This window comes from Streptomyces sp. HUAS 15-9 (assembly GCF_025642155.1).
GTDB lineage: Bacteria > Actinomycetota > Actinomycetes > Streptomycetales > Streptomycetaceae > Streptomyces.
In genome coordinates this window covers 6047651-6074282 of record NZ_CP106798.1, presented here as the reverse complement: position 1 = coordinate 6074282, position 26632 = coordinate 6047651, and the positions used below count along the sequence as shown (strand labels likewise).

At 71.0% G+C, this 26632-nt stretch carries 16 protein-coding genes and 1 pseudogene; 10 read left to right on the top strand and 7 right to left on the bottom strand.

Annotation, left to right across the window (positions count from 1 at the left end; translation table 11 throughout):
* The first annotated feature begins 14 nt into the window (after window positions 1–14).
* Together N8I87_RS28160 and N8I87_RS28155 are read left to right on the top strand one after the other, a co-directional pair.
* Window positions 15–1721 (top strand): ABC transporter transmembrane domain-containing protein, encoded by a 1707-nt coding sequence (locus N8I87_RS28160; RefSeq protein WP_263212882.1) that lies wholly within the window; start codon window positions 15–17, stop codon window positions 1719–1721.
* Window positions 1718–3481 carry an ABC transporter ATP-binding protein gene (locus N8I87_RS28155; protein ID WP_263212880.1) on the top strand — a complete coding sequence of 588 codons (1764 nt, stop codon included), beginning with the start codon at window positions 1718–1720 and terminating at the stop codon, window positions 3479–3481. Before N8I87_RS28160 ends, N8I87_RS28155 begins: the two co-directional genes overlap by 4 nt.
* Before the next feature lie 6 nt (window positions 3482–3487).
* Here N8I87_RS28155 and N8I87_RS28150 read toward each other — a convergent pair whose 3' ends face one another.
* Window positions 3488–3928 (bottom strand): DUF4240 domain-containing protein, encoded by a 441-nt coding sequence (locus N8I87_RS28150; RefSeq protein ID WP_263212879.1) that lies wholly within the window; start codon window positions 3926–3928, stop codon window positions 3488–3490.
* 326 nt (window positions 3929–4254) lie between these two features.
* On the opposite strand from N8I87_RS28150, the gene N8I87_RS28145 reads away from it, so the two are divergent.
* The 3 genes from N8I87_RS28145 (at window position 4255) to N8I87_RS28135 (ending at window position 8790) form a co-directional block, all read left to right on the top strand.
* Window positions 4255–6297, top strand: a complete 2043-nt coding sequence (locus tag N8I87_RS28145) for a M4 family metallopeptidase (RefSeq protein WP_263212877.1) — start codon at window positions 4255–4257, stop codon at window positions 6295–6297.
* Window positions 6298–6536: 239 nt separating this feature from the next.
* Window positions 6537–8201 carry a M4 family metallopeptidase gene (locus N8I87_RS28140; RefSeq protein ID WP_263212874.1) on the top strand — a complete coding sequence of 555 codons (1665 nt, stop codon included), beginning with the start codon at window positions 6537–6539 and terminating at the stop codon, window positions 8199–8201.
* A 76-nt stretch (window positions 8202–8277) separates the two neighbouring features.
* The gene (locus N8I87_RS28135) at window positions 8278–8790 is read left to right on the top strand and encodes a DUF1990 domain-containing protein (RefSeq protein ID WP_263212871.1); all 513 of its coding nucleotides are present in this window, start codon (window positions 8278–8280) and stop codon (window positions 8788–8790) included.
* Between the two features lie 101 nt (window positions 8791–8891).
* On the opposite strand, the gene N8I87_RS28130 is transcribed toward N8I87_RS28135, so the two are convergent.
* Together N8I87_RS28130 and N8I87_RS28125 are read right to left on the bottom strand one after the other, a co-directional pair.
* Window positions 8892–9299, bottom strand: coding sequence for a hypothetical protein (locus N8I87_RS28130; RefSeq protein WP_263212868.1), 408 nt, complete (start codon window positions 9297–9299; stop codon window positions 8892–8894).
* 51 nt (window positions 9300–9350) lie between these two features.
* Entirely contained in the window at window positions 9351–11969 is a 2619-nt protein-coding gene (locus N8I87_RS28125; protein ID WP_263212867.1) for a glycosyltransferase family 1 protein, read from the bottom strand.
* A 311-nt stretch (window positions 11970–12280) separates the two neighbouring features.
* Here N8I87_RS28125 and N8I87_RS28120 point away from each other — a divergent pair, with 311 nt between their 5' ends.
* The 5 genes and pseudogenes from N8I87_RS28120 (at window position 12281) to glgB (ending at window position 21782) form a co-directional block, all read left to right on the top strand.
* A complete protein-coding gene (locus tag N8I87_RS28120; RefSeq protein WP_263212865.1) occupies window positions 12281–13483 on the top strand; it encodes a S8 family peptidase in 1203 nt (400 codons plus the stop codon).
* Window positions 13484–13721: 238 nt separating this feature from the next.
* Window positions 13722–15858 (top strand): annotated as a pseudogene (locus tag N8I87_RS28115) (alpha-1,4-glucan--maltose-1-phosphate maltosyltransferase).
* Window positions 15855–17558 (top strand): maltose alpha-D-glucosyltransferase, encoded by a 1704-nt coding sequence (treS, locus tag N8I87_RS28110; RefSeq protein WP_263212863.1) that lies wholly within the window; start codon window positions 15855–15857, stop codon window positions 17556–17558. Before N8I87_RS28115 ends, treS begins: the two are co-directional and overlap by 4 nt.
* A gap of 279 nt (window positions 17559–17837) precedes the next feature.
* Window positions 17838–19238, top strand: a complete 1401-nt coding sequence (locus tag N8I87_RS28105; RefSeq protein ID WP_263212861.1) for a maltokinase N-terminal cap-like domain-containing protein — start codon at window positions 17838–17840, stop codon at window positions 19236–19238.
* A gap of 27 nt (window positions 19239–19265) precedes the next feature.
* A complete protein-coding gene (glgB, locus tag N8I87_RS28100) occupies window positions 19266–21782 on the top strand; it encodes a 1,4-alpha-glucan branching enzyme (RefSeq protein WP_263212858.1) in 2517 nt (838 codons plus the stop codon).
* Here the strand turns inward: glgB and N8I87_RS28095 are convergent.
* From N8I87_RS28095 to N8I87_RS28080, 4 genes are all read right to left on the bottom strand, one after another.
* On the bottom strand, window positions 21757–24024 hold the full coding sequence (locus N8I87_RS28095) for a HelD family protein (protein ID WP_263212857.1): 2268 nt from the start codon (window positions 24022–24024) through the stop codon (window positions 21757–21759). The genes glgB and N8I87_RS28095 overlap by 26 nt on opposite strands.
* Before the next feature lie 141 nt (window positions 24025–24165).
* Entirely contained in the window at window positions 24166–24498 is a 333-nt protein-coding gene (locus N8I87_RS28090; RefSeq protein ID WP_317633500.1) for a thioredoxin family protein, read from the bottom strand.
* Window positions 24495–24923: a MerR family transcriptional regulator gene (locus tag N8I87_RS28085; RefSeq protein ID WP_263212853.1), complete on the bottom strand. Its 429-nt coding sequence runs from the start codon at window positions 24921–24923 to the stop codon at window positions 24495–24497. The genes N8I87_RS28090 and N8I87_RS28085 overlap by 4 nt, the downstream gene beginning before the upstream one ends.
* 55 nt (window positions 24924–24978) lie before the next feature.
* The gene (locus N8I87_RS28080) at window positions 24979–26475 is read right to left on the bottom strand and encodes an AAA family ATPase (RefSeq protein ID WP_263212850.1); all 1497 of its coding nucleotides are present in this window, start codon (window positions 26473–26475) and stop codon (window positions 24979–24981) included.
* Window positions 26476–26632 lie beyond the last annotated feature (157 nt).

Genomic DNA, 26632 nt, shown 5'->3' with positions numbered 1-26632 from the left:
AACGGGGGCTGAGGATGATCGACGCGTACGAGGATCCAGGGACGCCCGACTGCCGTGGCGGCTGGCGCTTCCTGTGGTGGCTGGTGCTGCGGCAGCCGGGCCGGTCGCTGTGCGGGGCGCTGCTGGCCAGCGTCTGGATGGTGCTGATGGCGATGGCGCCCTATCTGATGTCCCGGGCCGTCGACGACGGTCTGGTGCCGGGGGAGCTGGGCCGGCTGGCCTGGTGGACGCTGTTGCTGTTCCTGGTCGGGGCCGTCAACTCATGGGTGAGCATCATGCGGCACCGCACGATGACACGGGTACGGATGGACGCCAACTTCCGCACGGTCAAGGTGGTCGTCGGGCAGGCCGTGCGGCTGGGTGCCGCGCTGCCGCGGCGGGCCGGGGCCGGGGAGGTCGTCACGATCGGCGTCGGCGACGTGCAGACCATCACGCAGTCCCTGACCGTCGTCGGGCCCGGGGTGGGCGCCGTGGTCGTCTACGCGGTGGTGGCCGGGGTGCTGCTGTCGATCTCGGCGCCGCTGGCCGCGGTGGTGCTGCTCGGGGTACCGGTGATCGTGCTGGTCGCCGGGCCGCTGACGGTGCGGTTGCAGGGGGCGGAGGCCGAGTACCGGGAGCGGCAGGGTGTGCTGACCGCGCGCATCGGCGACCTCGCGGGCGGGCTTCGCGTCCTCAACGGCCTCGGCGGGAAGGGCCTGTTCGCGGACACCTTCCGACGGGACTCGCAGCGGCTGCGGGAGCAGGGCTACCGGGTCGGCGCGGTGGCCAGCTGGGTGCAGGCACTCGGGGTCGGGCTGCCGACGCTGTTCCTTGCGGTGGTGACCTGGCTGGCGGCCCGGCTGGCCGCCCAGGGGCAGCTCACCATCGGCGAGTTGGTGTCGGTGTACGGCTATGTGGCCGTGCTGGTCGGGCCGGTGGCGTTCTTCCTGGAGATGGGCTACCAGCTCAGCCGTGGCGTGGTGGCCGCGCGCCGGGTCGTACGGCTGCTGCGGCTGGAGCCGGAGCCGGACGACGGCACGCTGTCCGCGCCCGCGGAACCGTCCGCGCTGTACGACCCCGAGTCGGGGGTGCGGGTGCTGCCGGGACGGCTCACCGCCCTGGTCGGCGCCCGCCCCGCGGACACCGCCGCGGTGATCGACCGCCTCGGCCGGTACGCGCCGTCGGCCGCCACCTGGGGAGACATACGGCTCGACGCCATTGAGCTGGCCGAGGTGCGGGCGCGGATCCTGGTCGCCGACAACGAGGCCGACCTGTTCGCGGGTCCGCTGCGGGAGGTGGTGAGCGGGCACCGGGACCACGACGACGCCACCGTCGGGCGGGCGGTGCACGCGGCGGCCGCCGACGACGTCGTGCAGGGCCTGCCGGACGGCCTGGACTCGGCCGTGACCGCCCAGGGCCGCAGCCTCTCCGGGGGCCAGCGGCAGCGGGTGCGGCTGGTGCGGGCGCTGCTGGCCGACCCGGAGGTGCTGCTCGCCGTGGAACCCACCTCGGCCCTGGACGCCCACACGGAGTCCACGGTCGCGCACCGGCTGCACACCGCCCGTGCGGGCCGTACGACCGTGGTGACCACCACCTCCCCGCTGGTCCTGGACCGGGCGGACACCGTCCACTACCTGGTCGACGGCAAGGTCGCGGCGAGCGGTACGCACCGCGGGCTGCTGGAGTACGAGCCCGGGTACCGGGCACTGGTGGCACGGGACACGGAGGAGGTCGTACGGTGACGCAGCCTGCCGCGGGTCAACTGCCCGTCGCCGAACGGGCCGAGGTACGACGGGCGGCCGTCCGGCTGGTGAAGGCCGACCGAGGGTCCTTCGCCGCCGTACTGGCGCTGAACGCGCTGGCCGCCGGGTCCGGTCTGGCCGGGCCGTGGCTGCTGGGGCGGATCGTGGACGAGGTGCGGGCCGGGCACGGGACCGGGGCCGTGGACCGGCTGGCGCTGTGGATCCTGGCGTGTGCGCTGGCGCAACTGCTGCTGGCCCGCTGGGCCCGGTACGTGGGGCACCGCTTCGGGGAGCGGATCCTGGCCCGGGTCCGTGAGGAGTTCGTCGACCGGGCGCTGGCGCTGCCGGCGTCGGTGGTGGAGCGGGCCGGCGCCGGTGATCTGACCGCGCGCGGCACCGCCGACGTGGGCACGGTGGGCGCCACGCTGCGGGACACCGGGCCCGAGCTGCTGGTCTGCTCGGTGCAGGCGCTGTTCGTGCTGGGCGCGGTGTTCGCGCTCGACCCGCTGCTCGGGCTCGTCGGGGTGTTCGGGCTGACGCCGATCTGGTTCGCGCTGCGCTGGTATCTGCGCCGGGCCCGGGACGGGTATCTGGCCGAGGGCGCGGCCACCTCGCAGGTCGCGGAGATCCTCGCGGCGACCGCGTCCGGGGCCCGTACGGTGGAGGCGTTCCGGCTCGGGGAGCGGCGGACCGCGGCGAGCCGGGACGCGCTGGAGACGTCCCGCAGGACCCGGCTGTACACGCTGTATCTGCGGAGCGTGTTCTTCCCCGCGGTCGAGGTGTCGTACACGGTGCCGGTGGCCGGGGTGCTGCTGATCGGCGGGGTGCTGCACGCACACGGGCGGGTGGGGCTGGGTGCGGTGGTGGCGGCCGCGCTGTATCTGCGGCAGTTCACCGAGCCGCTGGACCAGATCCTGATGCGGGTGGAGCAACTCCAGAACAGCGGGGCCTCGTTCGCCCGGGTGGAGGGGCTGGCGCGAGCCCCGCGGGCGGCGGAGGACGCCGGCTCCCCGACTCCCGCGGACGACCGGATCGACGTGTGCGGGGTGCGGTACGCCTATGAGCGCGGCGGCGAGGTGCTGCGCGGGGTCGATCTGACGGTGCGGCCCGGGGAACGGCTGGCCGTGGTGGGCCCCTCCGGCGCGGGCAAGACGACCCTGAGCCGGCTGCTCGCGGGCGTCGACGCGCCGGGCGCGGGCACGGTGACGGTGGGCGGGGTGCCGATCGCCTCGCTGGAGCCGGAACGGCTGCGCCGTCAGGTGGTACTGGTCACCCAGGAGCACCATGTCTTCCTCGGCACGGTCCGCGACAACCTGCTGATCGCCGAACCGTCGGCCACGGACGAGGAGTTGTGGACGGCGCTTGCGGCGGTGGGCGCGGAGGACTGGGTACGCGAGCTGCCGAACGGCCTCAACGCCACCCTCGGTACGGGCGGTTGCCCCACGGACGGCTCCCAGGCCCAGCAACTGGCCCTCGCCCGGGTGGTGCTGGCCGACCCGCACACCCTGATCCTGGACGAGGCCACGGCCCTGCTGGACCCGACGACCGCCCGGCACACCGAGCGCGCCCTGGCCGCCGTACTGGAGGGCCGCACGGTCATCGCCATCGCCCACCGCCTGCACACCGCCCACGACGCCGACCGCGTGGCGGTGATGGAGAACGGCCACCTCACCGAACTCGGCACCCACGAAGCCCTGGTGGCGGCGGAGGGTGCGTATGCGGCCCTGTGGCGCACGTGGCACGGGGACGCCGCGCGCTGAGCGGGCTCAGGAGGGCTTCGCCTTCGCCCATCCGGCGGCGTTCGAGAAGGACTCGTGGGAGTAGCGGGTGTCCCGGCCCCACGGCTCGCCGGTGAGGTGTGCGTACGCCGCGTCCGGCACATGGAGCAAGGGCTCCGCCCAGACCAGGCCGGTGGCGTACGGCTCGAAGCGGGCCGGGTCCCGGAGGACCGCCTCGTACCGGCCGCGGCCGTCGGCGACGACGGCGGCACGCGTGTTCAGGAAGGCGTCCCCCGACAGCCCCTCCCCGAACTCCCGCCGGTCCAGGCGGTACAGCGCCCACGACAGCTGTTCGGCGAATCCGACGACCGACGCGACCGGACCGTTGGACAGGCGGGCCGTGAGGGCCGCCGCCAGCTCTTCCGCGTCGGGATCGAGGGCGCCGGGGCGGCAGTCGTCGATCAGCTGCCAGAAGGCGTTCTCGTGCATGCGCCGAGCATGACGGACGGCACTGACACTCGGCGCACCCCCGGCCGGTCGCACCCCGGGCCAACGGTCCGCATAGCGAACATGAACATCCGGTCAACGGACCATTTCCGGCCAAATTTCTGACGCGGTCCTGACAGATGGCTTGATCCCCTGCCACTCTTCCCACGGCCGACTCACAGCAACCCCACAGCTACATCTGCTCCGTACGAGCCGGCCCCGCACAGGCACATGGTTCCGCGTTACGCCCTGTTCTGCCCGGACGCCCCAACCCACCGTCCGGATCTCCCCTGGCCGCGCGACCCGCGGCCATGCAGAAGGAGTCAGTGTTGAGAAGCAGTTCCTCTCGCGGACGCACCTCCCACACCATGCACCGCCGCACCGCAGCCGTCGCCCTCGCAGGCGTCACCGCGCTGATCGCCGCCGCCGTCCAGTCCGGCGCGGCCAGCGCCGCACCGGCGTCCCAGGCCCCGTCGGCCAAGGGCAACCCGGCTCACTCGGCGGTCCGGCTCACCCCCTCGCAGCGCGCCGAACTGATCCGCGACGCCGGTGCCGCCAAGGCGGACACGGCCAAGGCGATAGGCCTCGGGTCGCAGGAGCGGCTCGTCGCCCGTGACGTCGTCAAGGACACCGACGGCACCCTCCACACCCGCTACGAGCGCACCTACGCCGGCCTCCCGGTCCTCGGCGGCGACCTGATCGTCGACACCGCGAAGTCGGGTGCGACCCAGCGTGTCATCAAGGCCACGAACGCCACCATCAAGGTCGCCGGCCTCACTCCGGGCGTCACGAAGGCGGCCGCCGAGCGGCAGGCCGTCAAGCGCGCCCAGGCCCTCGGCGGCACCCGGTCGACCGCCGACAGCGCCCGCAAGGTGATCTGGGCGGCCACCGGCAAGCCCGTCCTCGCCTACGAGACCGTCGTCGGCGGACTGCAGGACGACGGCACCCCGAACCAGTTGCACGTCATCACCGACGCGGCCACCGGCAAGAAGCTCTACGAGTACCAGGGCATCGAGACCGGCGTCGGCAACACGCGGTACAGCGGCCAGGTCACGCTGACCACCACCCAGTCCGGGTCGAACTACACCCTCACCGACGGGGCGCGCGGCGGCCACAAGACGTACAACCTGAACCACGGCACGTCCGGCACCGGCACGCTCTTCTCGCAGACCAACGACACCTGGGGCAACGGCACCAACTCGAACGCCGCCACCGCGGGCGCGGACGCGCACTACGGCGCCGCCCTCACCTGGGACTACTACAAGGCCGTCTTCGGCCGCACCGGCATCAAGAACAACGGCGTGGGCGCGTACTCCCGGGTGCACTACGGCAACTCGTACGTCAACGCGTTCTGGGACGACAGCTGCTTCTGCATGACCTACGGCGACGGGTCCGGCAACAACGACCCGCTGACCGCCGTCGACGTGGCCGGTCACGAGATGAGCCACGGTGTCACCTCCAACACCGCCCGCCTCAACTACAGCGGCGAGTCCGGCGGTCTCAACGAGGCGACCTCCGACATCATGGCCGCCGGCGTGGAGTTCTACGCCAACAACTCCGCCGACCCCGGCGACTATCTCGTCGGCGAGAAGATCGACATCAACGGCGACGGCACCCCGCTGCGCTACATGGACAAGCCCAGCAAGGACGGCGCGTCCAAGGACAGCTGGTACTCCGGGCTCGGCGGCATCGACGTGCACTACTCGTCGGGCCCCGCGAACCACTTCTTCTACCTGCTGAGCGAGGGCAGCGGCGCCAAGGTCATCAACGGTGTCACCTACAACTCGCCCACGGCGGACGGGCTTCCGGTGACCGGCATCGGCCGGGACAAGGCGCTGCAGATCTGGTATCGCGCGCTGACCACCAAGTGGACGTCCACCACCAACTACGCGGGCGCCCGCACCGGCACCCTCGCGGCGGCGGGTGAGCTGTACGGCACCACCAGCACCGAGTACAAGGCGGTGCAGGACGCCTGGGCGGGCGTGGCGGTCGGCTCGCGGTCCGGCGGCGGGGGCGGCGGCGGTACGTCGTACGAGAACACCACGCCCGTGTCGATCCCGGACAACGGGCCCGCGGTCACCTCGAACATCACCGTCTCCGGCCGGAGCGGCAACGCCCCGAACAACCTCCAGGTGACGGTCGACATCTCGCACACCTGGCGCGGTGACCTGGTGATCGACCTGGTCGGCCCGTCGGGCACCGCGTATCGCCTGAAGAACTTCAGCTCGTCGGACTCGGCGGACGACGTGAACCAGACCTTCACGGTCAACGCCTCCTCCGAATCGGCCAATGGAACCTGGAAGTTGAAGGTCCAGGACCAGGCGGCACAGGACGTCGGAACGATCAACAGCTGGAAGCTCACGTTCCCGTAAACCGCACGTCACCGGCTCGTCGGCAGGGCGCCGTCCGGGAGGTTCGACTCCCCCGGGCGGCGCCCGTTTTACATGGCCGCAACATTTACCGGACAGTCGGTTTTCGGCCAACATCACTTCAAGGTCCTGACATGTACGCGTCCTCGATGTCACTCTTCCCTCACCCGCCGCACAGCTGCACTTCCCACTCCGGTCAGTAACCCCACACTGCCCGGACTCCCCCACGAGAAGGAGCTTGAGTGAGCCCCCTCTACGCGCGTCACAAGCGCACCACTCTGGCCATCGCCACCGCTGTCGCGGCCGGAGCCCTGCTCTCCACCGGTCTGACCACCAGTGCCTCCGCGCAGACCCCGAACGGGTCCGCCTCCGCCAAGCCCCTGGCCGCCGCCCCGACCACGCTGTCGGCCGCGGCCCGCACCACCCTGGTCCAGCAGGCGCAGGCCGACGCCGCCGAGACCGCCCGCAGCATAGGCCTCGGCACCAAGGAGAAGCTGGTCGTCAAGGACGTCGTGAAGGACGTCGACGGCACCGTCCACACCCGCTACGAGCGCACCTACGCGGGCCTCCCGGTGCTCGGCGGCGACCTGGTCGTCCACACCTCGAAGGCGGGCAAGGCCGAGGGCGTCACCAGAGCCGCGAAGGACGCCATCAAGGTGGCGTCGCTCAAGCCGCAGATCGCCGCCGCCAAGGCCGAGAAGCAGGCGCTGACCGCCGCCAAGTCCCTCGGCTCGGCCAAGACCGCCGCCGACGGCGCGCGCAAGGTCATCTGGGCCGGCTCCGGCAAGCCCGTCCTCGCCTACGAGACCGTCGTCGGCGGCCTCCAGGACGACGGCACCCCCAACCGGCTGCACGTCATCACCGACGCGGCCACCGGCAAGAAGCTCTTCGAGTACCAGGGCATCGAGAACGCCACCGGCACCGGCAAGACGCTGTACTCCGGCACCGTCAGCCTCAACACCAACCTGTCGGGCTCGACGTACCAGCTGTACGACACCACCCGCGGCGGGCACAAGACGTACAACCTGAAGCACACCACCAGCTCCGGCACCGGCACGCTGTTCACCGACTCGGACAACGTCTGGGGCACCGGCAGCGCCTCCAGCTCCACCACCGACCAGACCGCGGCCGCCGACGCCGCCTACGGCGCGCAGGAGACCTGGGACTTCTACAAGAACACCTTCGGCCGCAGCGGCATCAAGAACGACGGTGTCGGCGCCTACTCGCGCGTCCACTACGGCAGCTCGTACGTCAACGCCTTCTGGGACGACGACTGCTTCTGCATGACCTACGGCGACGGCGAGACCAACAACCACCCGCTGACCTCGCTGGACGTGGCCGGCCACGAAATGAGCCACGGCGTCACCGCGAACACCGCGGGCCTGAACTACTCGGGCGAGTCCGGCGGCCTGAACGAGGCCACCTCGGACATCTTCGGCACCGGTGTGGAGTTCTACGCCAACAACTCCTCCGACGTCGGCGACTACCTCATCGGCGAGAAGATCGACATCAACGGCGACGGCTCGCCGCTGCGCTACATGGACAAGCCCAGCAAGGACGGCGGCTCGGCGGACTACTGGTCCTCCACGGTCGGCAACAAGGACGTGCACTACTCGTCCGGCGTCGCGAACCACTTCTTCTACCTGCTGTCGGAGGGCAGCGGCTCGAAGACGATCAACGGCGTCACCTACAACTCGCCGACCTACAACGGCTCCACCGTCACCGGAATCGGCCGCGCCAAGGCGCTGCAGATCTGGTACAAGGCGCTGACGACGTACTTCACGTCGACGACCAACTACAAGTCGGCCCGCACGGGTACGCTGAGCGCGGCCTCCGCGCTGTACGGCTCCAGCAGCACCGAGTACAAGGCGGTGGCGGCGGCCTGGTCCGCGGTCAACGTCAGCTAGTCACAGTCACCTCGTAGCCGACAGGACGGCCCCCGGGACGAAGGCATCCCCGGGGGCCGTCCTACGCTAGGGACCCATGTCCTTCACCTACGAGCCGGTAGGCGCGACCCGCGAGAACCTCACCGTCTGCCCGCCCGGCTTCCACCCCCTGCACGTGCGCACGCGCATCGGCGAGGGCGAGGAGGTGTTCCAACGGGCGGCCGCGGCGGTGCTCGACTGGGAGATGCACCGCGCCATGGGCGTCGGCATCGACGCCACCGCCGACCGAGCGGCCCCCGACGTCGACGTCACGGTCACCCTCGCCGGCCTGATCAAGGCCCCCTGCCGCATCATCTGGACGGTCGAGGAACCCCGCCGCGCCGGCTGGGCCTACGGCACCCTGGCCGGCCACCCCGAATGCGGCGAGGAGGCCTTCGTGGTGGACCGCACGGGAGACGGCACGGTGTGGCTGACGGTGGCCGCGTTCAGCAAGGCCCAGAGCTGGTACGCCCGCGCGGGCGGGGCGGCGACCCGGGGACTGCAGCATGCGTACGCCCGCCGCTGCGGGGTGGTACTACGACGGCTGTGCGCCGACGCCGCGACGGACTGACCGTCCTCCCGGCCTGACGGCTCCGCAATGCCACGGGCTCCGCCGAAGGATTTCCCTCAGCGGAGCCCGTGGCACATCTCCGCGGCCCGCCTGGCCGGAAACTACCCGTCCGCCATCGTGGCAGGGGCCACGTCCCAGCCGAGGACCTCTGCGAAGTCAGCGGTGCGCATGACCCGGTCCGGCGCTCCGGGACGGCCCGACAGCAGACCGTCGACGATCGCGCGCGCCCGGGCCGAGCCGAGTCCGCCGGAGACCGGCCAGACGAGTCGGCCGGTCTCCTCGTCCCCGAACTCCCGGACGAGCACCGCACTGTCGGCGTCCGGGATCGACCAGATCCAGAAGAGCCTGTCGTCCAGGTCCGAGGAATCCGCGCACTCCGCGAGCAGCTTGAAGTAACAGCAGGCAGCGCGGCCCCTCCACCTCAGGATCCCCTCGAGCGGCCCGTCGCGCCAATCGAAGATCACCACTACGTCGACAGGGCCGTACCGGTCGCCGGTTTCCCCGGCCATGTCATCGCCTTCCGAAGACCTCATTGAAGGCTTTCTACGCGGTCGAAGTCCCTAGCGCATCAGCACCCCCGCCCCCTCCACGACCTCCTCCGACGGCACCGCGACCAGCCCCAACTCGACACTGGAAGCGAGCAGTTGGTGAGCGGGGAGGATGCGGACCGTGTAGCCGTAGGGGCCGGTGCGGTCGAGGGACAGGGGGCCCTCGTAGACCCAGCGGCCCTCCAGGTCGGCGCCGCCCGCCGGCTTCAGCGGGACCGTCGTCGCGTCGGTGATGCGGTCCTGAGAGTCGACGCGGCCGGAGACCACCTGCACCTCGACGTCGTCCGGGCCGAGGTCGCCGAGGGCCACGCGCACGCGCAGACCCAGCGTCGTGCCCAGCTCCGCCGTGGCCAGGGCGGCCGTCGTCTCCACGTGGTCGACCGTCACCCCGTGCCACGCAGCGCGCACCCGGGACTTCCAGCGGGCCAGTTCGCCGGCCGAGTCCGCGGTCAGTGCCCGGTCGGCCTGGGCGGCGGGGGCGTAGAGCCGCTCGACGTACTCCCGGACCATGCGGCCCGCCAGCACCTTCGGACCGAGCAGCGTCAGCGTCTGGCGGACCATCTCGATCCAGCGGTCGGGCAGGCCCGCCTGGCCACGCTCGTAGAAGCGGGGGGTCACCCGCTGTTCGAGGAGGTCGTAGAGGGCGGCGGCCTCGATGTCGTCGCGGTGGTCGGGGTCCGTGCCCGCGCCGTCCGCCGTCGGGATCGCCCAGCCGAAGTCCGGCTGGAACCACTCGTCCCACCAGCCGTCCAGGACGGACAGGTTGAGGCAGCCGTTCAGGGCCGCCTTCATACCGGAGGTCCCGCAGGCCTCCAGTGGGCGCAGGGGGTTGTTCAGCCAGATGTCGCAGCCAGGGTAGAGCTTCTGCGCCATCGCCATGCCGTAGTCCGGGAGGAAGACGATGCGATGGCGCACGCGCGGGTCGTCGGCGAACCGGACCAGCTCCTGGACGAGCCGCTTGCCTCCGTCGTCCGCGGGGTGCGCCTTGCCCGCGACCACGATCTGGATCGGGCGTTCGGGGTGCAGCAGCAGGTCCATCAGGCGGTCGCGGTCGCGCAGCATCAGGGTCAGGCGCTTGTACGACGGGACCCGGCGGGCGAACCCGATGGTCAGCACGTCGGGGTCCAGGACACCGTCGATCCAGCCCAACTCGGCCGTGCCCGCGCCGCGTTGCCGCCAGGAGGCGCGCAGCCGCTCCCGTACCTCCACGACCAGCTGCTCGCGCAGACTGCGCCGCAGCTCCCAGATCTCCTGGTCCGGGATGTCCGCGACCACGTCCCAGCGCTCCGCGCCACCGGCCGACAGCTCGTCCTCGGCGCGCTCGGCACCGAGCTGGCGGGCGCCGAGGCTGAACACCTCCGGGGCGACCCAGGTGGGAGCGTGCACTCCGTTGGTGACGGAGGTGATCGGCACCTCGTCGGGGTCGAATCCCGGCCACAGTCCCGAGAACATCTCACGGCTGACGTGCCCGTGCAGCTGGGAGACGCCGTTGGCGCGCTGGGCGAGCCTGAGGCCCATCACGGCCATGTTGAAGAGATTGGCCTCGCCGCCGGGGTAGGTCTCCATGCCGAGCCGCAGGATGTGCTCGACGTCGATGCGCGGCAGTTCGGCGTCGGGGCCGAAGTGGTGGGCGACCAGCTCCCGGTCGAAGCGGTCGATGCCGGCCGGGACGGGCGTGTGCGTGGTGAACACCGTTCCGGCGCGTACGGCTTCCAGTCCCGCGTCGAAGTCCAGTCCCTGGTCGCAGAGTTCGGCGATGCGCTCCAGGCCGAGGAAGCCGGCGTGGCCCTCGTTGGTGTGGAAGACCTCGGGCTCCGGGTGGCCGGTGAGCCGGCAGTACGTCCGTACGGCCCGTACCCCTCCGATGCCGAGCAGCATCTCCTGCAGCAGCCGGTGCTCGCTGCCGCCGCCGTAGAGCCGGTCGGTGACGCCGCGTTCGCCGAGGTCGTTCTCCTCGACGTCCGAGTCCAGCATCAGCAGGGGCACGCGGCCGACCTGGGCCAGCCAGATCCGGGCGTGCAGCTGTCGGCCGCCGGGCAGGGCGAGGGAGACCTGGGCGGGGGTGCCGTCGGGCTCCTTCAGGAGCGCCACCGGCAGCTCGTTGGGGTCGAGCACCGGGTAGTGCTCCTGCTGCCAGCCGTCCCGGGAAAGGCTCTGCCGGAAGTAGCCGTGCCGGTAGAGGAGGCCGACCCCGATCAGCGGTACGCCGAGGTCGCTGGCGGCCTTGAGATGGTCACCGGCGAGGATGCCGAGGCCGCCGGAGTACTGGGGCAGGGCTGCCGTGATGCCGAACTCCGGGGAGAAGTAGGCGATGGCGGCGGGCAGTTCGGCGGACTGGGTCTGGTACCAGCGGTCGCCGGTCACATAGTCGGTCAGGTCGTCGGCGGCCGCGGTCAGGCGACGCAGGAAGCGGCGGTCCTCGGCGAGCTCGGCGAGCCGCCCGGGGCGCACACTGCCCAGCAGGCGGACCGGGTCGCCCTCGGAGGCGGCCCAGCGTTCGGGGTCGACGGACTGGAAGAGTTCGCGCGTTTCCGTATGCCAGGACCAGCGCAGATTGCGCGCCAGGTCGCTCAGCGGCCGGAGGGGTTCGGGGAGCACGGGACGGACGGTGAACCGACGGATCGCCTTCACTAGCCACCTCGGCGCGTTCGCTGGATGGACGCACGGCACTGTGCGTCCGGTCACGCAGCACGGTACCGGTGTTGCCCTGAGCTCCGCTGGGACCTCGCGTTCAAAGTTCGCCCTCGAACTTCTCCCTCGAAGCTCGCCCTCGAACTTCGCCCTCAGACTTCGCCCTCGAACCCCCTCGAAGCCCTTCGAACACCGGAACGACCGTACGGCGCGAACCGGTGAGATGGCCGATTCTGCGCACCCAGGCGTTCTTGTGGCGCTCCGCCCCGCACGAGACGCTGCCACTGGAGTGGAGGAGGGGAACTCGGACCATGGCACGGACGCGAACCGGGCGTCTGCGCCGGGCGGGAGGCCTGACCGCGGCCGTCACGGCCGCGGTGCTCTCGGCCGCCACCCTGCCCGCGCACGCCGCACCGGAGGGGAACATACTCGGCGCCGACGAGCCCGGCTCCGTCGGCGGAAGCTATCTGGTGACCCTGGGAAAGGGGATCGAGGCCCCGTCGGACGCGGGAAAGAGCCTCGCCGCGAAGTACGGGGTCGAAATAGGCCATACCTACGGCAGTGTCCTCAACGGGTATGCCGTCAAGGCCAATGAGAGACAGGCGAGGCTGCTCGCGGCCGACCCGCGGGTCGCCTCGGTCGCCCAGGACGGTCGCGTGGCGCTGGACCGCACCCAGAAGAGTCCGCCGTCCTGGGGCCTGGACCGCGTCGACCAGCGGAACCTGCCGCTCGACCAGCGCTACGGCTGGCCGGACTCCGGGGGCGCCGGAGTGACGGTGTACGTGATCGACACCGGCATCCGGATCACCCACCGCGACTTCGGCGGACGGGCGAGCTACGGCTGGGACTTCGTCGACGGCGACCGGACGGCCGGGGACGGCAACGGGCACGGCACCCATGTCGCCGGGACCATCGCCGGAACGCGGTACGGCGTCGCCAAGAAGGCCAGGGTCGTCGCCGTACGTGTGCTGGACGACGCGGGCTCGGGCACCATCGCCCGGGTCATCGCCGGCATCGACTGGGTGACCCGGCACGCGCACCGGCCCGCGGTCGCCAACCTCAGTCTGGGCGGCGGCCACAGCGAGCAGCTCGACGCCGCCGTGCGCGCCTCCATCGCGTCCGGCGTCACCTACACGGTCGCGGCGGGCAACGAGGGTCTTCCGGCCGGCCGTTACTCCCCCGCCGACGTGCCGGAGGCGATCACCGTCGGCGCCACGGACCGGACGGACACGCGGGCCGCGTTCTCCAACTTCGGTGTCGCGCTGGACCTGTTCGCGCCGGGAGTCTCGATCACCTCGGCGTCCCGGACGAGCGACACCGGGACGGCGACCTACTCCGGTACGTCGATGGCGGCCCCGCACGCCGCGGGCGCGGCCGCCCTCTACCTTGCCGAGCACCGCAGAGCCGGCCCCGCTCAGGTCGCCAAGGCCCTTGTGGGGCACGCGGCGACCGGCGAGGTGTCCGGTGCGGGACCTGGCTCCCCGGACAAACTCCTGCAGGCTCCGCCGCCGTGATGGCAGAGTGTCGCCGCCGGCCCCGTTCTCACCGGACGGGGCCGGTCCTGTGCGAAGAGATACGCGTGAGTAGTTAACAAAGTGCCGGATTGCTCACCCGAACAGGGTGGGAAGGCTCCTCCGGTAGACCCCGCAGAGGCACCACGGACACACCCCGCAGAAGCACCACAGGTACACCCGCAGGACCCACCTCCCCCATCCATCCGCCACACCCACGTTGACGCGGACAGGAGCGGTCATGCCCGCCAAGCACCACTCGTCAGCACCCCCGACAAGCAGCAGGAACAGCTCGAAGGGCACGGCCGGCACAGCCGCCGCCCTGCCCCCGCCGGTACGCCCGGCCGACTCCGGCCCCCCGACGCGGCAGCAGTCCTCCGCGGGCGGGACCACCGTGACGGGCCGCATCCCCGTCCTCGACGTCCGCCCGGTCGTCCAGCGTGGATCCAGGCCCGCCAAGGCGGTCACTGGAGAGACGTTCGAGGTCTCGGCCACGGTGTTCCGAGAGGGACACGACGCCGTGGCCGCCAATGTCGTACTGCGGGACCCCGAGGGCCGCCCCGGACCCTGGACGCCGATGCGTGAACTCGCCCCGGGCACCGACCGCTGGGGCGCGGACGTCACCGTGGGCGAAGCCGGTCGCTGGACGTACACGGTGGAGGCGTGGGGAGATCCGGTCACCACCTGGCGGCACCACGCGCAGATCAAGATCCCGGCGGGGATGGACACCGAACTGGTGCTGGAGGAGGGCGCCCGGCTGTACGAGCGGGCGGCCGGCGCGGTACCGAAGCGCGACGGGCAACGGGACGTCCTGCTCACCGCGGTTGACGCCCTGCGGGACGAGGGACGGCCGGCCGCCTGGCGCCTTGCGGCGGCGTTGGCGCCGGAGGTGGACGGGGTGCTGGCGCGGTATCCGCTGCGGGAGCTGGTGACCGCGTCGGAGCCGATGCCGCTGCTGGTGGAGCGTGAACGCGCGTTGTACGGCTCGTGGTACGAGTTCTTCCCGCGCTCGGAGGGCACGCCCCAGCAGCCGCACGGCACGTTCCGTACCGCCGCGCGGCGTCTGGAGGCGATCGCCGCGATGGGCTTCGACGTGGTCTACCTCCCGCCGATCCACCCGATCGGGACGACGTTCCGCAAGGGCCGCAACAACACCCTGACCATGCGGCCCCGACGACGTCGGCGTGCCCTGGGCGATCGGCTCCCCCGAGGGCGGCCACGACGCCGTCCACCCCGGCCTGGGCACCCTGGAGGACTTCGACCGCTTCGTGGACCGGGCCCGCGGACTGGGTCTGGAGGTGGCGCTCGACTTCGCGCTGCAGTGCTCCCCGGACCACCCCTGGGTGCACAAGCACCCCGAGTGGTTCCACCACCGCCCCGACGGCACGATCGCCCACGCGGAGAACCCGCCCAAGAAGTACCAGGACATCTACCCCATCGCCTTCGACACCGACCTGGACGGACTGGTCGCCGAGACGCTGCGGGTGCTGCGGCACTGGATGGCGCACGGGGTACGGATCTTCCGGGTGGACAACCCGCACACCAAACCGGTCATGTTCTGGGAGCGGGTGATCGCGGACGTCAACGCCTCCGACCCCGATGTGCTCTTCCTGGCCGAGGCGTTCACCCGCCCGGCGATGATGCACACCCTGGCGCAGATCGGTTTCCAGCAGTCGTACACGTACTTCACCTGGCGCAACACCAAGCAGGAGCTGACCGAGTACCTGACGGAACTGTCCGGGGAGGCGGCCGCCTACATGCGGCCCAACTTCTTCGCCAACACCCCCGACATCCTGCACGCCTACCTCCAGCACGGCGGCCGGCCCGCCTTCGAGGTGCGCGCCGTGCTCGCCGCGACCCTCTCCCCCGCGTGGGGCATCTACAGCGGCTACGAACTGTGCGAGAACACCCCGCTCCGGCAGGGCGGCGAGGAGTACCTCGACTCGGAGAAGTACCAGCTCAAAGCACGCGACTGGGCCGCCGCCGAACGCGACGGACACACCATCACCCCCCTGATCACCCGCCTCAACACCATCCGGCGCCACAGCCCGGCCCTGCGGCAGCTGCGTGATCTCCACTTCCATCACACCGACAAGGAAGCGGTGATCGCGTACAGCAAGCGGAGTGGATCGAACACGGTTCTGGTGGTCGCCAACCTCGACCCCCACGACACCCAGGAGGCCACGGTCTCGTTGGACATGCCGCAACTCGGCCTGGAATGGCACGAGTCGGTGCCGGTGCGTGACGAACTCACCGGCGAGACCTACCACTGGGGCAGGACCAACTACGTGCGTCTCGAACCGGGTCGGCGACCCGCGCACGTCTGCACGGTTCTGCGACCGTCCAACCCGCAGATCGGAGGGTCACCCACAAAATGATCGTCAACGAGCCCGTTCCGGACACCTTCGAGGACACACCCGCCAAGGACCGGGACCCGGATTGGTTCAAACGCGCCGTGTTCTACGAGGTCCTGGTCCGCTCCTTCCAGGACAGCGACGGCGACGGCATCGGCGACCTCAAGGGCCTGACCGCGAAACTCGACTACCTGCAGTGGCTCGGCGTCGACTGCCTCTGGCTGCCGCCGTTCTTCAAGTCCCCGCTCCGCGACGGCGGTTACGACGTCTCGGACTACACCGCCGTGCTGCCCGAGTTCGGCGACCTCGCCGACTTCGTGGAGTTCGTCGACGCCGCCCACCAGCGGGGCATGCGCGTCATCATCGACTTCGTCATGAACCACACCAGCGACCAGCACCCGTGGTTCCAGGAGTCCCGCCGGGACCCGGACGGGCCCTACGGCGACTACTACGTCTGGGCGAAGGACGACAAGCAGTTCCAGGACGCGCGGATCATCTTCGTCGACACCGAGGCCTCCAACTGGACCTACGACCCGGTCCGCAAGGAGTACTACTGGCACCGCTTCTTCTCCCACCAGCCGGACCTCAACTACGAGAACCCGGCGGTCCAGGAGGAGATGATCTCCGCGCTGAAGTTCTGGCTGGACCTGGGCATCGACGGCTTCCGGCTGGACGCGGTGCCGTATCTGTACCAGCAGGAGGGCACCAACTGCGAGAACCTGCCCGCCACGCACGAGTTCCTGAAGCGGGTGCGCAAGGAGATCGACGCGCAGTACCCGGACACCGTGCTCCTGGCGGAGGCGAACCAGTGGCCGGAGGACGTGGTCGACTACTTCGGCGACTTCCGCAGCGGCGGCGACGAGTGCCACATGGCCTTCCACTTCCCGGTCATGCCCCGCATCTTCATGGCCGTACGCCGCGAATCCCGCTACCCCGTCTCCGAGATCCTCGCCAAGACCCCCGCCATCCCCGCCGGCTGCCAGTGGGGCATCTTCCTGCGCAACCACGACGAACTCACCCTGGAGATGGTCACCGACGAGGAACGCGACTACATGTGGGCCGAATACGCCAAGGACCCCCGCATGCGCGCCAACATCGGCATCCGCCGCCGCCTCGCCCCCCTCCTCGACAACGACCGCAACCAGATCGAACTCTTCACCGCCCTGCTGCTCTCCCTCCCGGGCTCCCCGATCCTCTACTACGGCGACGAGATCGGCATGGGCGACAACATCTGGCTCGGCGACCGCGACGCCGTCCGCACCCCCATGCAATGGACCCCCGACCGCAACGCCGGCTTCTCCTCCTCCGACCCCGGCCGCCTCTACCTCCCCACCATCATGGACCCGGTCTACGGCTACCAGGTCACCAACGTCGAGGCCTCCATGTCCTCCCCGTCCAGCCTGCTGCACTGGACCCGCCGCATGATCGAGATCCGCAAACAGAACCCCGCCTTCGGACTCGGCTCCTACACCGAGCTCCAGTCCTCCAACCCCGCGGTCCTCGCCTTCCTGCGCGAGCACGAGGACGACCTCGTCCTGTGCGTGCACAACTTCTCCCGCTTCGCCCAGCCGACCGAACTCGACCTGCGGCGGTTCAACGGCAGGCATCCGGTCGAGCTGTTCGGCGGGGTCCGCTTCCCGGCGATCGGCGAACTGCCGTATCTGCTGACCCTGGCGGGGCACGGCTTCTACTGGTTCCGTTTACGGAGGGAACACGGTGAGTAGTGGTACGATTACGCCGTTCCGGTGATCGGAACCCGAGCCCGCCGGGCGGGTGGCTCGGTCATCAACTGCGCCCGCTCGTCGCGTAAAACCGTTCCGGGCGATCGGAACGGACACGCCACCGGCTTGGGTGGCGTGAACGCCAATGGTTCCGGCTCCGCAACCCGCCGGTCGCGGCCTCTGGTCGCACTTGAGGGCGGGACGGTTTTCGCCGTCCCGCCCTGGGAACTCTTCACGCAACCCGATGCTCCTCCGCAATGCGACGCGGAAAGGACGCACGCCATGTCGGAAGCCGTCACACGTTCCGCCACGACAACTCCCGGCTCCCTCCTCGCGTCCCTTGATCCACTGCTGCGCGAGTGGCTGCCGAGGCAGCGGTGGTTCGCGGGCAAGGGGCGCCCGGTCACCGGCTTCTCCCTGGTCTCGGCCACCGAGCTGCTGCCCTCCGACGGCAGGCTGGGCCTGCACCATCTGCTCGTCCGTGCCCATCAGCCACCCGTCCTGGGCGCCGCGGCCCACCCCGGCGACTGCTACCAGCTCCTGATAGGCGTGCGCGAGGCGCTGCCGCCCCGGCTCGCGCCCGCGCTGATCGGACACGTGGAGGAAGGGCCGCTCGCCGGACGCACGGTGTACGACGCCCTGTACGACCCCCGGCCCGCCGAGGTGCTCCTGGAGGCCCTGCGCACCCAGGCCCGCATCGGCGGGCTGCGCTTCGAGCGGGACGGACGCCAGGAGATACGCGACGGCCTGGTGGCCCGTCTGATGACCGCGGAGCAGTCCAACTCCTCGGTCGTCTACGGCGATACGTTCATACTGAAGCTGCTGCGCCGGATCGTCCCCGGCGACAACCCCGACCTCGAGATACCGCTGGTCCTGGCCCGCAAGGGCTGCGCCCGGGTGCCCGCGCCGACGGCTTGGCTGATGGCCGACACCGGCGAGCCCGGCGAGGAGTCCTATGTCCTCGCCGTGCTCCAGCCGTTCGTGCGGGGCGCGACGGACGGCTGGGAGCTGGCGCTGCGCGAGCTGGCCAAGGGCGAGGACTTCACCGCCGAGGCCCGCGCGCTGGGCCGGGCCACCGCCGAGGTGCACACGGCCCTCGCCCACGCGCTTCCCACGACCACCCTGGGCCATGTCCAGCTGCGGCTCCTGGTGGACGGCATGATCGAGCGGCTGGAGGCGGCCGTACAGGCGGTGCCGACGTTAGGTCCGTACGAGCCGGGGCTGCGCTGCGCCTACGAGGCGCTGGCCGAGCTGGCCGCCGAGGGCCGCACCTGGACCGCCCAGCGCATCCACGGCGACCTGCACCTCGGCCAGTGTCTGCGCTCACCCTCCGGGCAGTGGTCGCTGATCGACTTCGAGGGCGAACCGGCCCGCCCGCTGGCCGAACGGCGTATGCCGCAGCCGACGGTGCGGGACATCGCGGGGATGCTCCGCTCCTTCGACTACGCGGCGCACTCGGCGACCCCGCCGGCCCCGGGCTGGGCGGCGGCGTGCCGGGCCGCGTACTGCTCCGGGTACGCCGAGGTCGCCGGGCGCGACCCGCGCACGGATCCCGTTCTGCTGCGGGCCCACGAGACCGACAAGGCGGTCTACGAGGTCGTCTACGAGGCCCGCCACCGCCCCGACTGGCTCCCCGTACCGATGTCGGCGGTACACCGCCTGGCCCTGTCCGACCAGCTCTGACCTCACCCTCGCCCAGGAGGCTCGTCCGTGACCCCCAGCCCCCCGTCCAGCGGTTCGGATCCGAAGAATCCACAGAAGACGGCGGCCAAGAAGACAGCGAAGACAGCCGAGCAAGCGGCCGAGACGTCGGCCGAGAAGCCAACGGCCAGTAAGGCAGCGGCCAAGAAGACGGCCGGCGCGAAGAAGGCGACCACGAAGGCCGGCGCGAAGAAAGCCACGGCCAAGAGGGCGACAGCCAAGAAGGCCCCGGCGAAGAAGGCCTCCGCCAAGAAGGCTTCCCCGAAGAAGGCGGTCACGAAGACGGCCGTCACGAAGAAGGTGGTCCCGAAGACGGCCGTCGCCCCCGCCGAGACCGCCGTGTCCCCCGCCCTCGACGCCGCCGACCGCGAGCGGCTGCTGCACGGCACGCACCACGACCCGCACTCCGTCCTCGGCGCCCACCCGGTGCCCGGCGGGATCGCCGTCCGGGCCCTGCGCCCGTACGCCCGGTCCGTCACGGTGGTGTCGGGCAGTCTGCGGGCCGAACTGCACGACGACGGCGACGGCTTCTTCTCCGGGCTGCTGCCCCTGATCGGGGTCCCGGAGTACCGGCTGCTGGTGGCGTACGACGAGACGGTGCGGGAGACCGAGGACGCCTACCGGTTCCTGCCCACGCTCGGTGACCTCGATCTGCATCTGATCGGCGAGGGCCGGCACGAGCAGCTGTGGCAGGCCCTGGGCGCCGAGCCGATGACGCACCAGGGCGTGACCGGCACCCGCTTCACGGTGTGGGCGCCGAACGCTCGGGGCGTACGGCTGGCCGGTGGCTTCAACTTCTGGGACGGCACGGGCCACCCCATGCGGTCGCTGGGCTCCTCGGGGGTGTGGGAGCTGTTCGTGCCGGGCATCGGCGAGGGCGAGCTGTACAAGTTCGAGATCACCCGCCCGGACGGCTCCCGGACCCTGCGCGCCGACCCGCTGGCCCGCCGCACCGAGGCCCCGCCGAACACCTCCTCGATCGTGCACGCCTCGCGGTACGAGTGGGGCGACACGGAGTGGATGGCACGCCGGGCGGACACTGCGGTGCACGAGGCCCCGTTCTCCGTGTACGAGATCCACCTCGCCTCCTGGCGTCCCGGCCTGACCTACCGCCAACTGGCCGAACAACTCCCCGCGTACATCAAGGACCTGGGCTTCACCCACGTCGAGCTGATGCCGGTCGCCGAGCACCCCTTCGGCGGCTCGTGGGGATACCAGGTCACCGGCTTCTACGCCCCCACCGCCCGGCTGGGCACCCCCGACGATTTCAAGTACCTGGTCGACGCCCTGCACCGGGCGGGCATCGGTGTGCTGATGGACTGGGTGCCGGCCCATTTCCCGCGGGACGACTGGGCGTTGGCGGAGTTCGACGGGCGCCCGCTGTACGAGCACGAGGATCCGTCGCGGGCCGCGCATCCCGACTGGGGCACGCTGGAGTTCGACTTCGGCCGCCGCGAGGTGCGCAACTTCCTGGTGGCGAACGCCGTGTTCTGGTGCGAGGAGTTCCACATGGACGGGCTCCGGGTGGACGCGGTCGCCTCGATGCTCTACCTCGACTACTCCCGTGAGCCCGGCCAGTGGTCGCCGAACGAGCACGGGGGCCGGGAGAACCTGGACGCGGTGGCGTTCCTGCAGGAGATGAACGCGACCGTCTACCGCCGGGCGCCCGGCGTGGTGACGATCGCGGAGGAGTCGACCGCCTGGGACGGCGTGACGCGCCCCACGCACCACCGGGGCCCGAGCGGCTTCGGCGGTCTCGGCTTCGGGCTGAAGTGGAACATGGGGTGGATGCACGACTCGCTGGAGTACATGCAGCACGAACCGGTGCACCGCAGGTTCCACCACCACGAGATGACCTTCTCGATGGTGTACGCCTACAGCGAGAACTACGTCCTGCCGATCTCCCACGACGAGGTCGTCCACGGCAAGCGTTCGCTGGTGTCGAAGATGCCGGGCGACTGGTGGCAGCAGCGCGCCAACCACCGTGCGTACCTGGGCTTCATGTGGGCCCACCCCGGCAAGCAACTCCTCTTCATGGGCCAGGAGTTCGCCCAGGGCGCCGAATGGTCCGAGGCCCACGGCCCCGACTGGTGGCTGCTGGATTCGGCGTACGGCGCCGAGGCGGACCACCGCGGCATCCGCGACCTGGTCCGCGACCTCAACGCCCTCTACCGCGCGACCCCGGCCCTGTGGCAGCGGGACACCGACCCGGCCGGCTTTCAGTGGATCGTCGGTGACGCCGCGGACGACAACGTCTTCGCCTTCCTGAGACTGGACGCCGAGGGCAACCCCCTCCTGTCGGTCTCGAACCTCTCCCCGGTCGTCCGCCACGACTACCGCCTCGGCGTACCGGAGGACGTCCCCGCCTGGCACGAGACCCTCAACACGGACCTCGGGAGGTACGGCGGCGGCGACGTCACCAACCCCGACCCGGTCAAACCGGAGCCGCAGGGCGCACACGGCCGCCCCTCGAGCGTCCGCCTGACCCTGCCGCCCCTGGCTACGGTGTGGCTGCGGCCTGCCTGAGCCCCTCGGGCAGCGCGCCCTTGTGCAACACGCCGAGCCGCTGTGTCGCCCGGGTCAGGGCCACGTACAGGTCGCTGGTTCCATAGCTGCCCGGCTCCACCACCAGGACGGAGTCGAACTCCAGGCCCTTGGCCTGGCGCGGATCGAGCAGGACGACGGTCCGCGTCAGGTCGGGCTCGGCGCCCGCCGTCACCCCGTCCAGCCGTGCGGCCAGCTTCCGGTGCAGGTGGCGCGGGGCGATGACGGCGAGCCGGCCCTCGGCGGGGGTCAGTTCCTTCACCGCCTCGGCCACGGCGCCCGGCAGGTCGTCGCTCGCGCGCACCCACGGCCGTACGCCCGTCGACCGCACCGAACTCGGCGGCTCGAAGCCGGGGTCCTCGGCGCGCACCACGGCCGCCGCGACCTCCATGATCTCCGCCGGCGTCCGGTAGTTGACGCCGAGGCGGGTGTGCTCCCAGCGGTCCTCGACGTACGGCTGGAGGATCTTCTGCCAGGAGCCGACGCCCGCCGCCTCCGCGGTCTGCACCGGGTCGCCGACCAGGGTCATCGAGCGGGTCGGGCTGCGCCGCATCAGCAGCCGCCACGCCATCGGCGACAGCTCCTGCGCCTCGTCGACGATGATGTGCCCGAACGCCCAGGTCCGGTCGGCCGCCGCGCGCTCGGCGGCGCTGCGGTGGTCCTCCTCCTCATGGCGCTCGGCGAACCGCTCGGCGTCGATGATGTCGTGCGCGGACAGGACCTCCGAGCCGTCGGGATCGCTGTCCTCCTTGTCCTCGAACTCGTACGTCCGCGAGGCGTACGAGACATCGAGGACGCCCTGGGCAAAGGCCACCTGCGTCTCCCGCTCCTTCTCCGCCCGCGCCCGTGCCAACCGCTCGTCGACCCCGAGCAGTTCGGCCGCCTCGTCGAGCAGCGGTACGTCCGCCACCGTCCACGCCCGTGTGGTCGGGCGGCGGACCGCGGCCGCGTCCTCGTCCGAGAGGTATCCCACGGGGTCGGCGAGGAAGTCCGCGACCAGGCGCTGCGGCGTCAGGCGCGGCCACAACTGGTCGATGGCGGCCCATACTTCGGGGTTCTCGGCGAGTTCGTCGCGGATCTGGGTGATGTCGCTGGGGTCGAGGAGGTTCGTGCCGTCGTACGGGTCGGTGCCGATGCGTTCGGCCACCATGTCGGTGAGCGTGTTGAGGATGTGACCCTCGAAGTGCTCGCGGGCGACGTTGTGCGGCAGCCGGGCGGCACGGGTGCGCTCACGGGCCACCTTCACCAGGCCGTCGTCGAGCATCAGGATCTCGCGGTCGTGCTCGATCGCGATCACCGGGTCGGGCAGCGACTGCCAGTCCCGTACGACCTCGGCGAGCACGTCCGCCATATCGGCACGGCCCTTGATCGCGGCCGCCTCGCGGCTGTCGGTCGCCGTCGCCTTCACGCCGGGGAAGAGTTCGCCGACCGTCGCGAGCAGCACGCCCGTCTCGCCCAGCGAGGGCAGCACCTCGCCGATGTAGCCGAGGAACGCCGGGTTGGGGCCGACGATCAGGACGGCCCGCTTGGCGAGCAGTTCCCGGTGCTCGTAGAGGAGATACGCGGCGCGGTGCAGCGCGACCGCCGTCTTGCCGGTGCCGGGTCCGCCCTCCACCACCAGCACCCCGCGGTGCGGCGCCCGGATGATCTCGTCCTGCTCGGCCTGGATGGTCTGCACGATGTCGTTCATCCGGCCGGTGCGCGCGGAGTTGAGCGCGGCCAGGAGCACGGCGTCCCCAGTGGGGTCCTCGTGACCGGTGCGGGTGGCGTCGCCGAGGTCGAGGATCTCGTCGTGCAGGGTGGTGACGCGGCGCCCGTCGGTGGCGATGTGCCGGCGCCGGCGCAGCCCCAGCGGGGTGTGCCCGGTGGCCAGATAGAAGGGGCGGGCGACGTCGGCCCGCCAGTCGATGAGGACGGGGGTGCGCTCGGCGTCGTCGGTGCGCAGCCCGATACGGCCGATGTGGTGGCTGACACCTGAGGTCAGGTCGATGCGGCCGAAGCAGAGCGAGCCGTCGACGGCGTTCAGCGCGGCGAGCAGCCCGGAGCGCTCGGCGACCAGGATGTCCCGCTCCAGCCGGGCCTGCATGGGCTTGTCGCCCTGCGCGAGGGCGTCCGCGACGGAGACCTCGGTGTCGCCGCGCAGCGCGTCGACGCGCGCGTACAGTCCGTCGATGAATTCCTGCTCGTGCCGCAATTCATCGTCCGGAAATTCGGTGTTTGACAATTCCGCTCCCGCCCGGATATACTGTGCTCACAGAACTTCACCGCGCCTCAGTTCATTTGAAGTCGCGAACCACTGAATATACGCACAGAAATCCCCCGAGCGCAATTGCTCGGGGGATTTTTTGTGAGCCCGTGGCTTTACCTACCAGACGTCGGAGAGCTCCTCCAGAAGCCTGCGCCCGGAACGCGCCCCGACCATCGCCTTGACGGGTTCACCGGCGCGGAACACCATGAACGTCGGCATCGACAGCACCTTGTACGCGTTGGTGGTCGACGGGTTGGTGTCCACGTCCAGCTGTACGACCTTCAGGCGGTCGCTCGTCTCTTGGGCGAGTGCGCCGAGCACCGGCCCCATCTGCCGGCACGGCGGGCACCAGTCGGCGGTGAACTCCACCAGTACGGGCAGATCCGAGCCGAGCACCTGAGCCGCGAAGTCCGCGTCCGTCACCTCGGTCACGCCGTCCGCCTTGATCAACGCTCCTGCCCTCCCAGTTCGCACAACGGTTCCGGACCTCCCGGAACCAGCGCTTCGGCGGCCAGTTCGGACCGCGCCCGCTCGGCCCGGACCAGCTGCCCGGCGACCTTCTCCCGCACCGCCCGCAGCTCCCCGATGAGCGCGTCGAGCTCGTCCAGCTTGCGCCGGTAGACCGCGAGCGAGGCGGGGCACGAGTCACCCTCCGGGTGCCCGGCCCGCAGACACTCCACGAACGGCCGCGTCTCCTCCAGGTCGAACCCGAAGTCCCGCAGCGTCCGTATCTGGGTGAGCAGCCTGAGGTCGGCCTCGTCGTAGGACCGGTACCCCTTGTCGTCGCGCCGCGCGGGCAGCAGCCCCCGCGACTCGTAGTACCGCAGCGCCCGCGTGGTGGTCCCGGCCCGTGCGGCCAGCTCGCCGATTCGCATGGGTACGACCGTAGGCGTTGACGTCGGCGTCAGGGCAAGGCCGGCGGGAACGGAGTCATTCGTCTTCGTCCTCTTCTTCCTCGTCCCCGTCGCCGTCCCGCACGCCGAGCAGGCGGCGGGTCAGGCGGTCGCGGTCGGAGAGGAGCTCGTCGAGGGCCTCGCGGACGTCCTCCGGCTCGGTGCGGGGCGACTCGCGCTCCGCCGCGATCAAGACGGACCGCCGCACCAGCTCCTTGGTGAAGGAGGCCGTCGTGCCCTCCGTACGGACCACCACCTCGTCGGCGATGTCCTTGCCGAGGCCGAGCCCCGCGCCGTACAGGCCGAGCAGGGCCGCGCGGCCCTCCGCGTCCGGCAGCGGGATCTCCACGGCGAGGTCGACGCGGCCGGGGCGCTGCACGAGGGCCGGTTCCAGCAGGTCGGCGCGGTTGGTGGTGAGCAGGAAGGCGACGTCGGCGTCGTCGCCGAGGCCGTCCATCTCGTTCAGCACCTGGAAGAGCAGGGGCTGTTCGCCGCCGCCGTAGTCACGGGACTCGGCGATCAGGTCGCAGTCCTCCAGGACGACGAGCGCGGGCTGGAGCATCCGGGCCAGGGCGCAGGCCGGGCCGATGGCCTCGATGCTCTCGCCGGACAGGATCACGACCGTGAACTGCGGGAGGTGGGAGAGGAGATAGCGGATCGTGTGGGTCTTGCCGGTGCCGGGCGGGCCGTACAGCAGGAGGCCCCGGCGCAGGTGCTGGCCCGCCGCGCGCAGTTGCTCACGACGCCGGGCCACGCCCACGACCTGCCGCTCCACCCGCTCCAGGAGCCCGGCCGGCAGCACGATGTCGTCACGGGTCAGGCCGGGGCGGCGGTGGAAGCGGAACGGGCCGAGGCCGTGCCCGAACTCCGAGCCCTCGAAGGAGAGCACCTGCCCGCGGAAGACACTGTGCTCGCGCACGAGCGCGTCGATCCCGGCAAGCAGCCGGTCCGCGAACTCCTTCTCCCCGGCGAGGACTTCGACCTCGACCTTGTTGCGCCCGTACTCGTCCTGCGGGCCGCGCAGGAGGACGACGAACCGCTCGTCGTCCTCCGCACCGAGGTAGAACCCGCAGGAGACGCAGGCCAGTTCCTCGTCGGGTGAGACCGGCAGATGGGCGTAGTCGACGGCGCCGACCACGAAGCGGTCGTAGCGGTCGGCGGCGTCGATGATGTCGCCGAGGGTGAGGTCGCCGTGGTGCTGGGCGCCGCGCATACCGATCAGCTCGTACGAGCGGCCGTCCGCGGCGAACCAGCGCTCCAGGGCGAGGTGGACGTTGGGCAGGTCGAAGGAGGCGTAGGCGGCCTTCACCACCGGGCGGTCCGTCGGCGCCGACCCCAGGTGATCGCGCAGCCGCTTGGCGAGGTCGCGGCTGCCGTCGGTGTCCGGACGCTTCGGGCGGGCGACCGCCATGAGGAACTCGGAGAACAACTCGTTGATCTGCTCCAGCGAGAGGGGTGACGGCTCCCTCTCCGGACCGTATCGGGCCTCGTACTCCTGCTTGCTGACGATCTCCACCCTGCCCGGCTCTCCCATGTCCACCTCCGTACGTCGCGTGCGCTTCGAGGCCATCAAGCCTGGGCCGGACCGGCGGGCGGGTCAAAGGAATTGAGGTGAGGTTCGCCGAGCCGTTCACCACGAGCCGGCGAAGCGGCGGGCCCGGTCGCGAACCCGCCGCTTCACTCCCCCGCGG

Bases quoted from the DNA above. Each gene is read 5' to 3' on its own strand.
- N8I87_RS28160 (WP_263212882.1), top strand. From the start codon at position 15: ATGATCGACGCGTACGAGGATCCAGGGACGCCCGACTGCCGTGGCGGC.
- N8I87_RS28150 (WP_263212879.1), bottom strand. From the start codon at position 3,928: ATGCACGAGAACGCCTTCTGGCAGCTGATCGACGACTGCCGCCCCGGC.
- N8I87_RS28135 (WP_263212871.1), top strand. From the start codon at position 8,278: ATGTCCTTCACCTACGAGCCGGTAGGCGCGACCCGCGAGAACCTCACC.
- N8I87_RS28130 (WP_263212868.1), bottom strand. From the start codon at position 9,299: ATGGCCGGGGAAACCGGCGACCGGTACGGCCCTGTCGACGTAGTGGTG.
- N8I87_RS28120 (WP_263212865.1), top strand. From the start codon at position 12,281: ATGGCACGGACGCGAACCGGGCGTCTGCGCCGGGCGGGAGGCCTGACC.
- treS (WP_263212863.1), top strand. From the start codon at position 15,855: ATGATCGTCAACGAGCCCGTTCCGGACACCTTCGAGGACACACCCGCC.
- N8I87_RS28105 (WP_263212861.1), top strand. From the start codon at position 17,838: ATGTCGGAAGCCGTCACACGTTCCGCCACGACAACTCCCGGCTCCCTC.
- N8I87_RS28085 (WP_263212853.1), bottom strand. From the start codon at position 24,923: ATGCGAATCGGCGAGCTGGCCGCACGGGCCGGGACCACCACGCGGGCG.
- N8I87_RS28080 (WP_263212850.1), bottom strand. From the start codon at position 26,475: ATGGGAGAGCCGGGCAGGGTGGAGATCGTCAGCAAGCAGGAGTACGAG.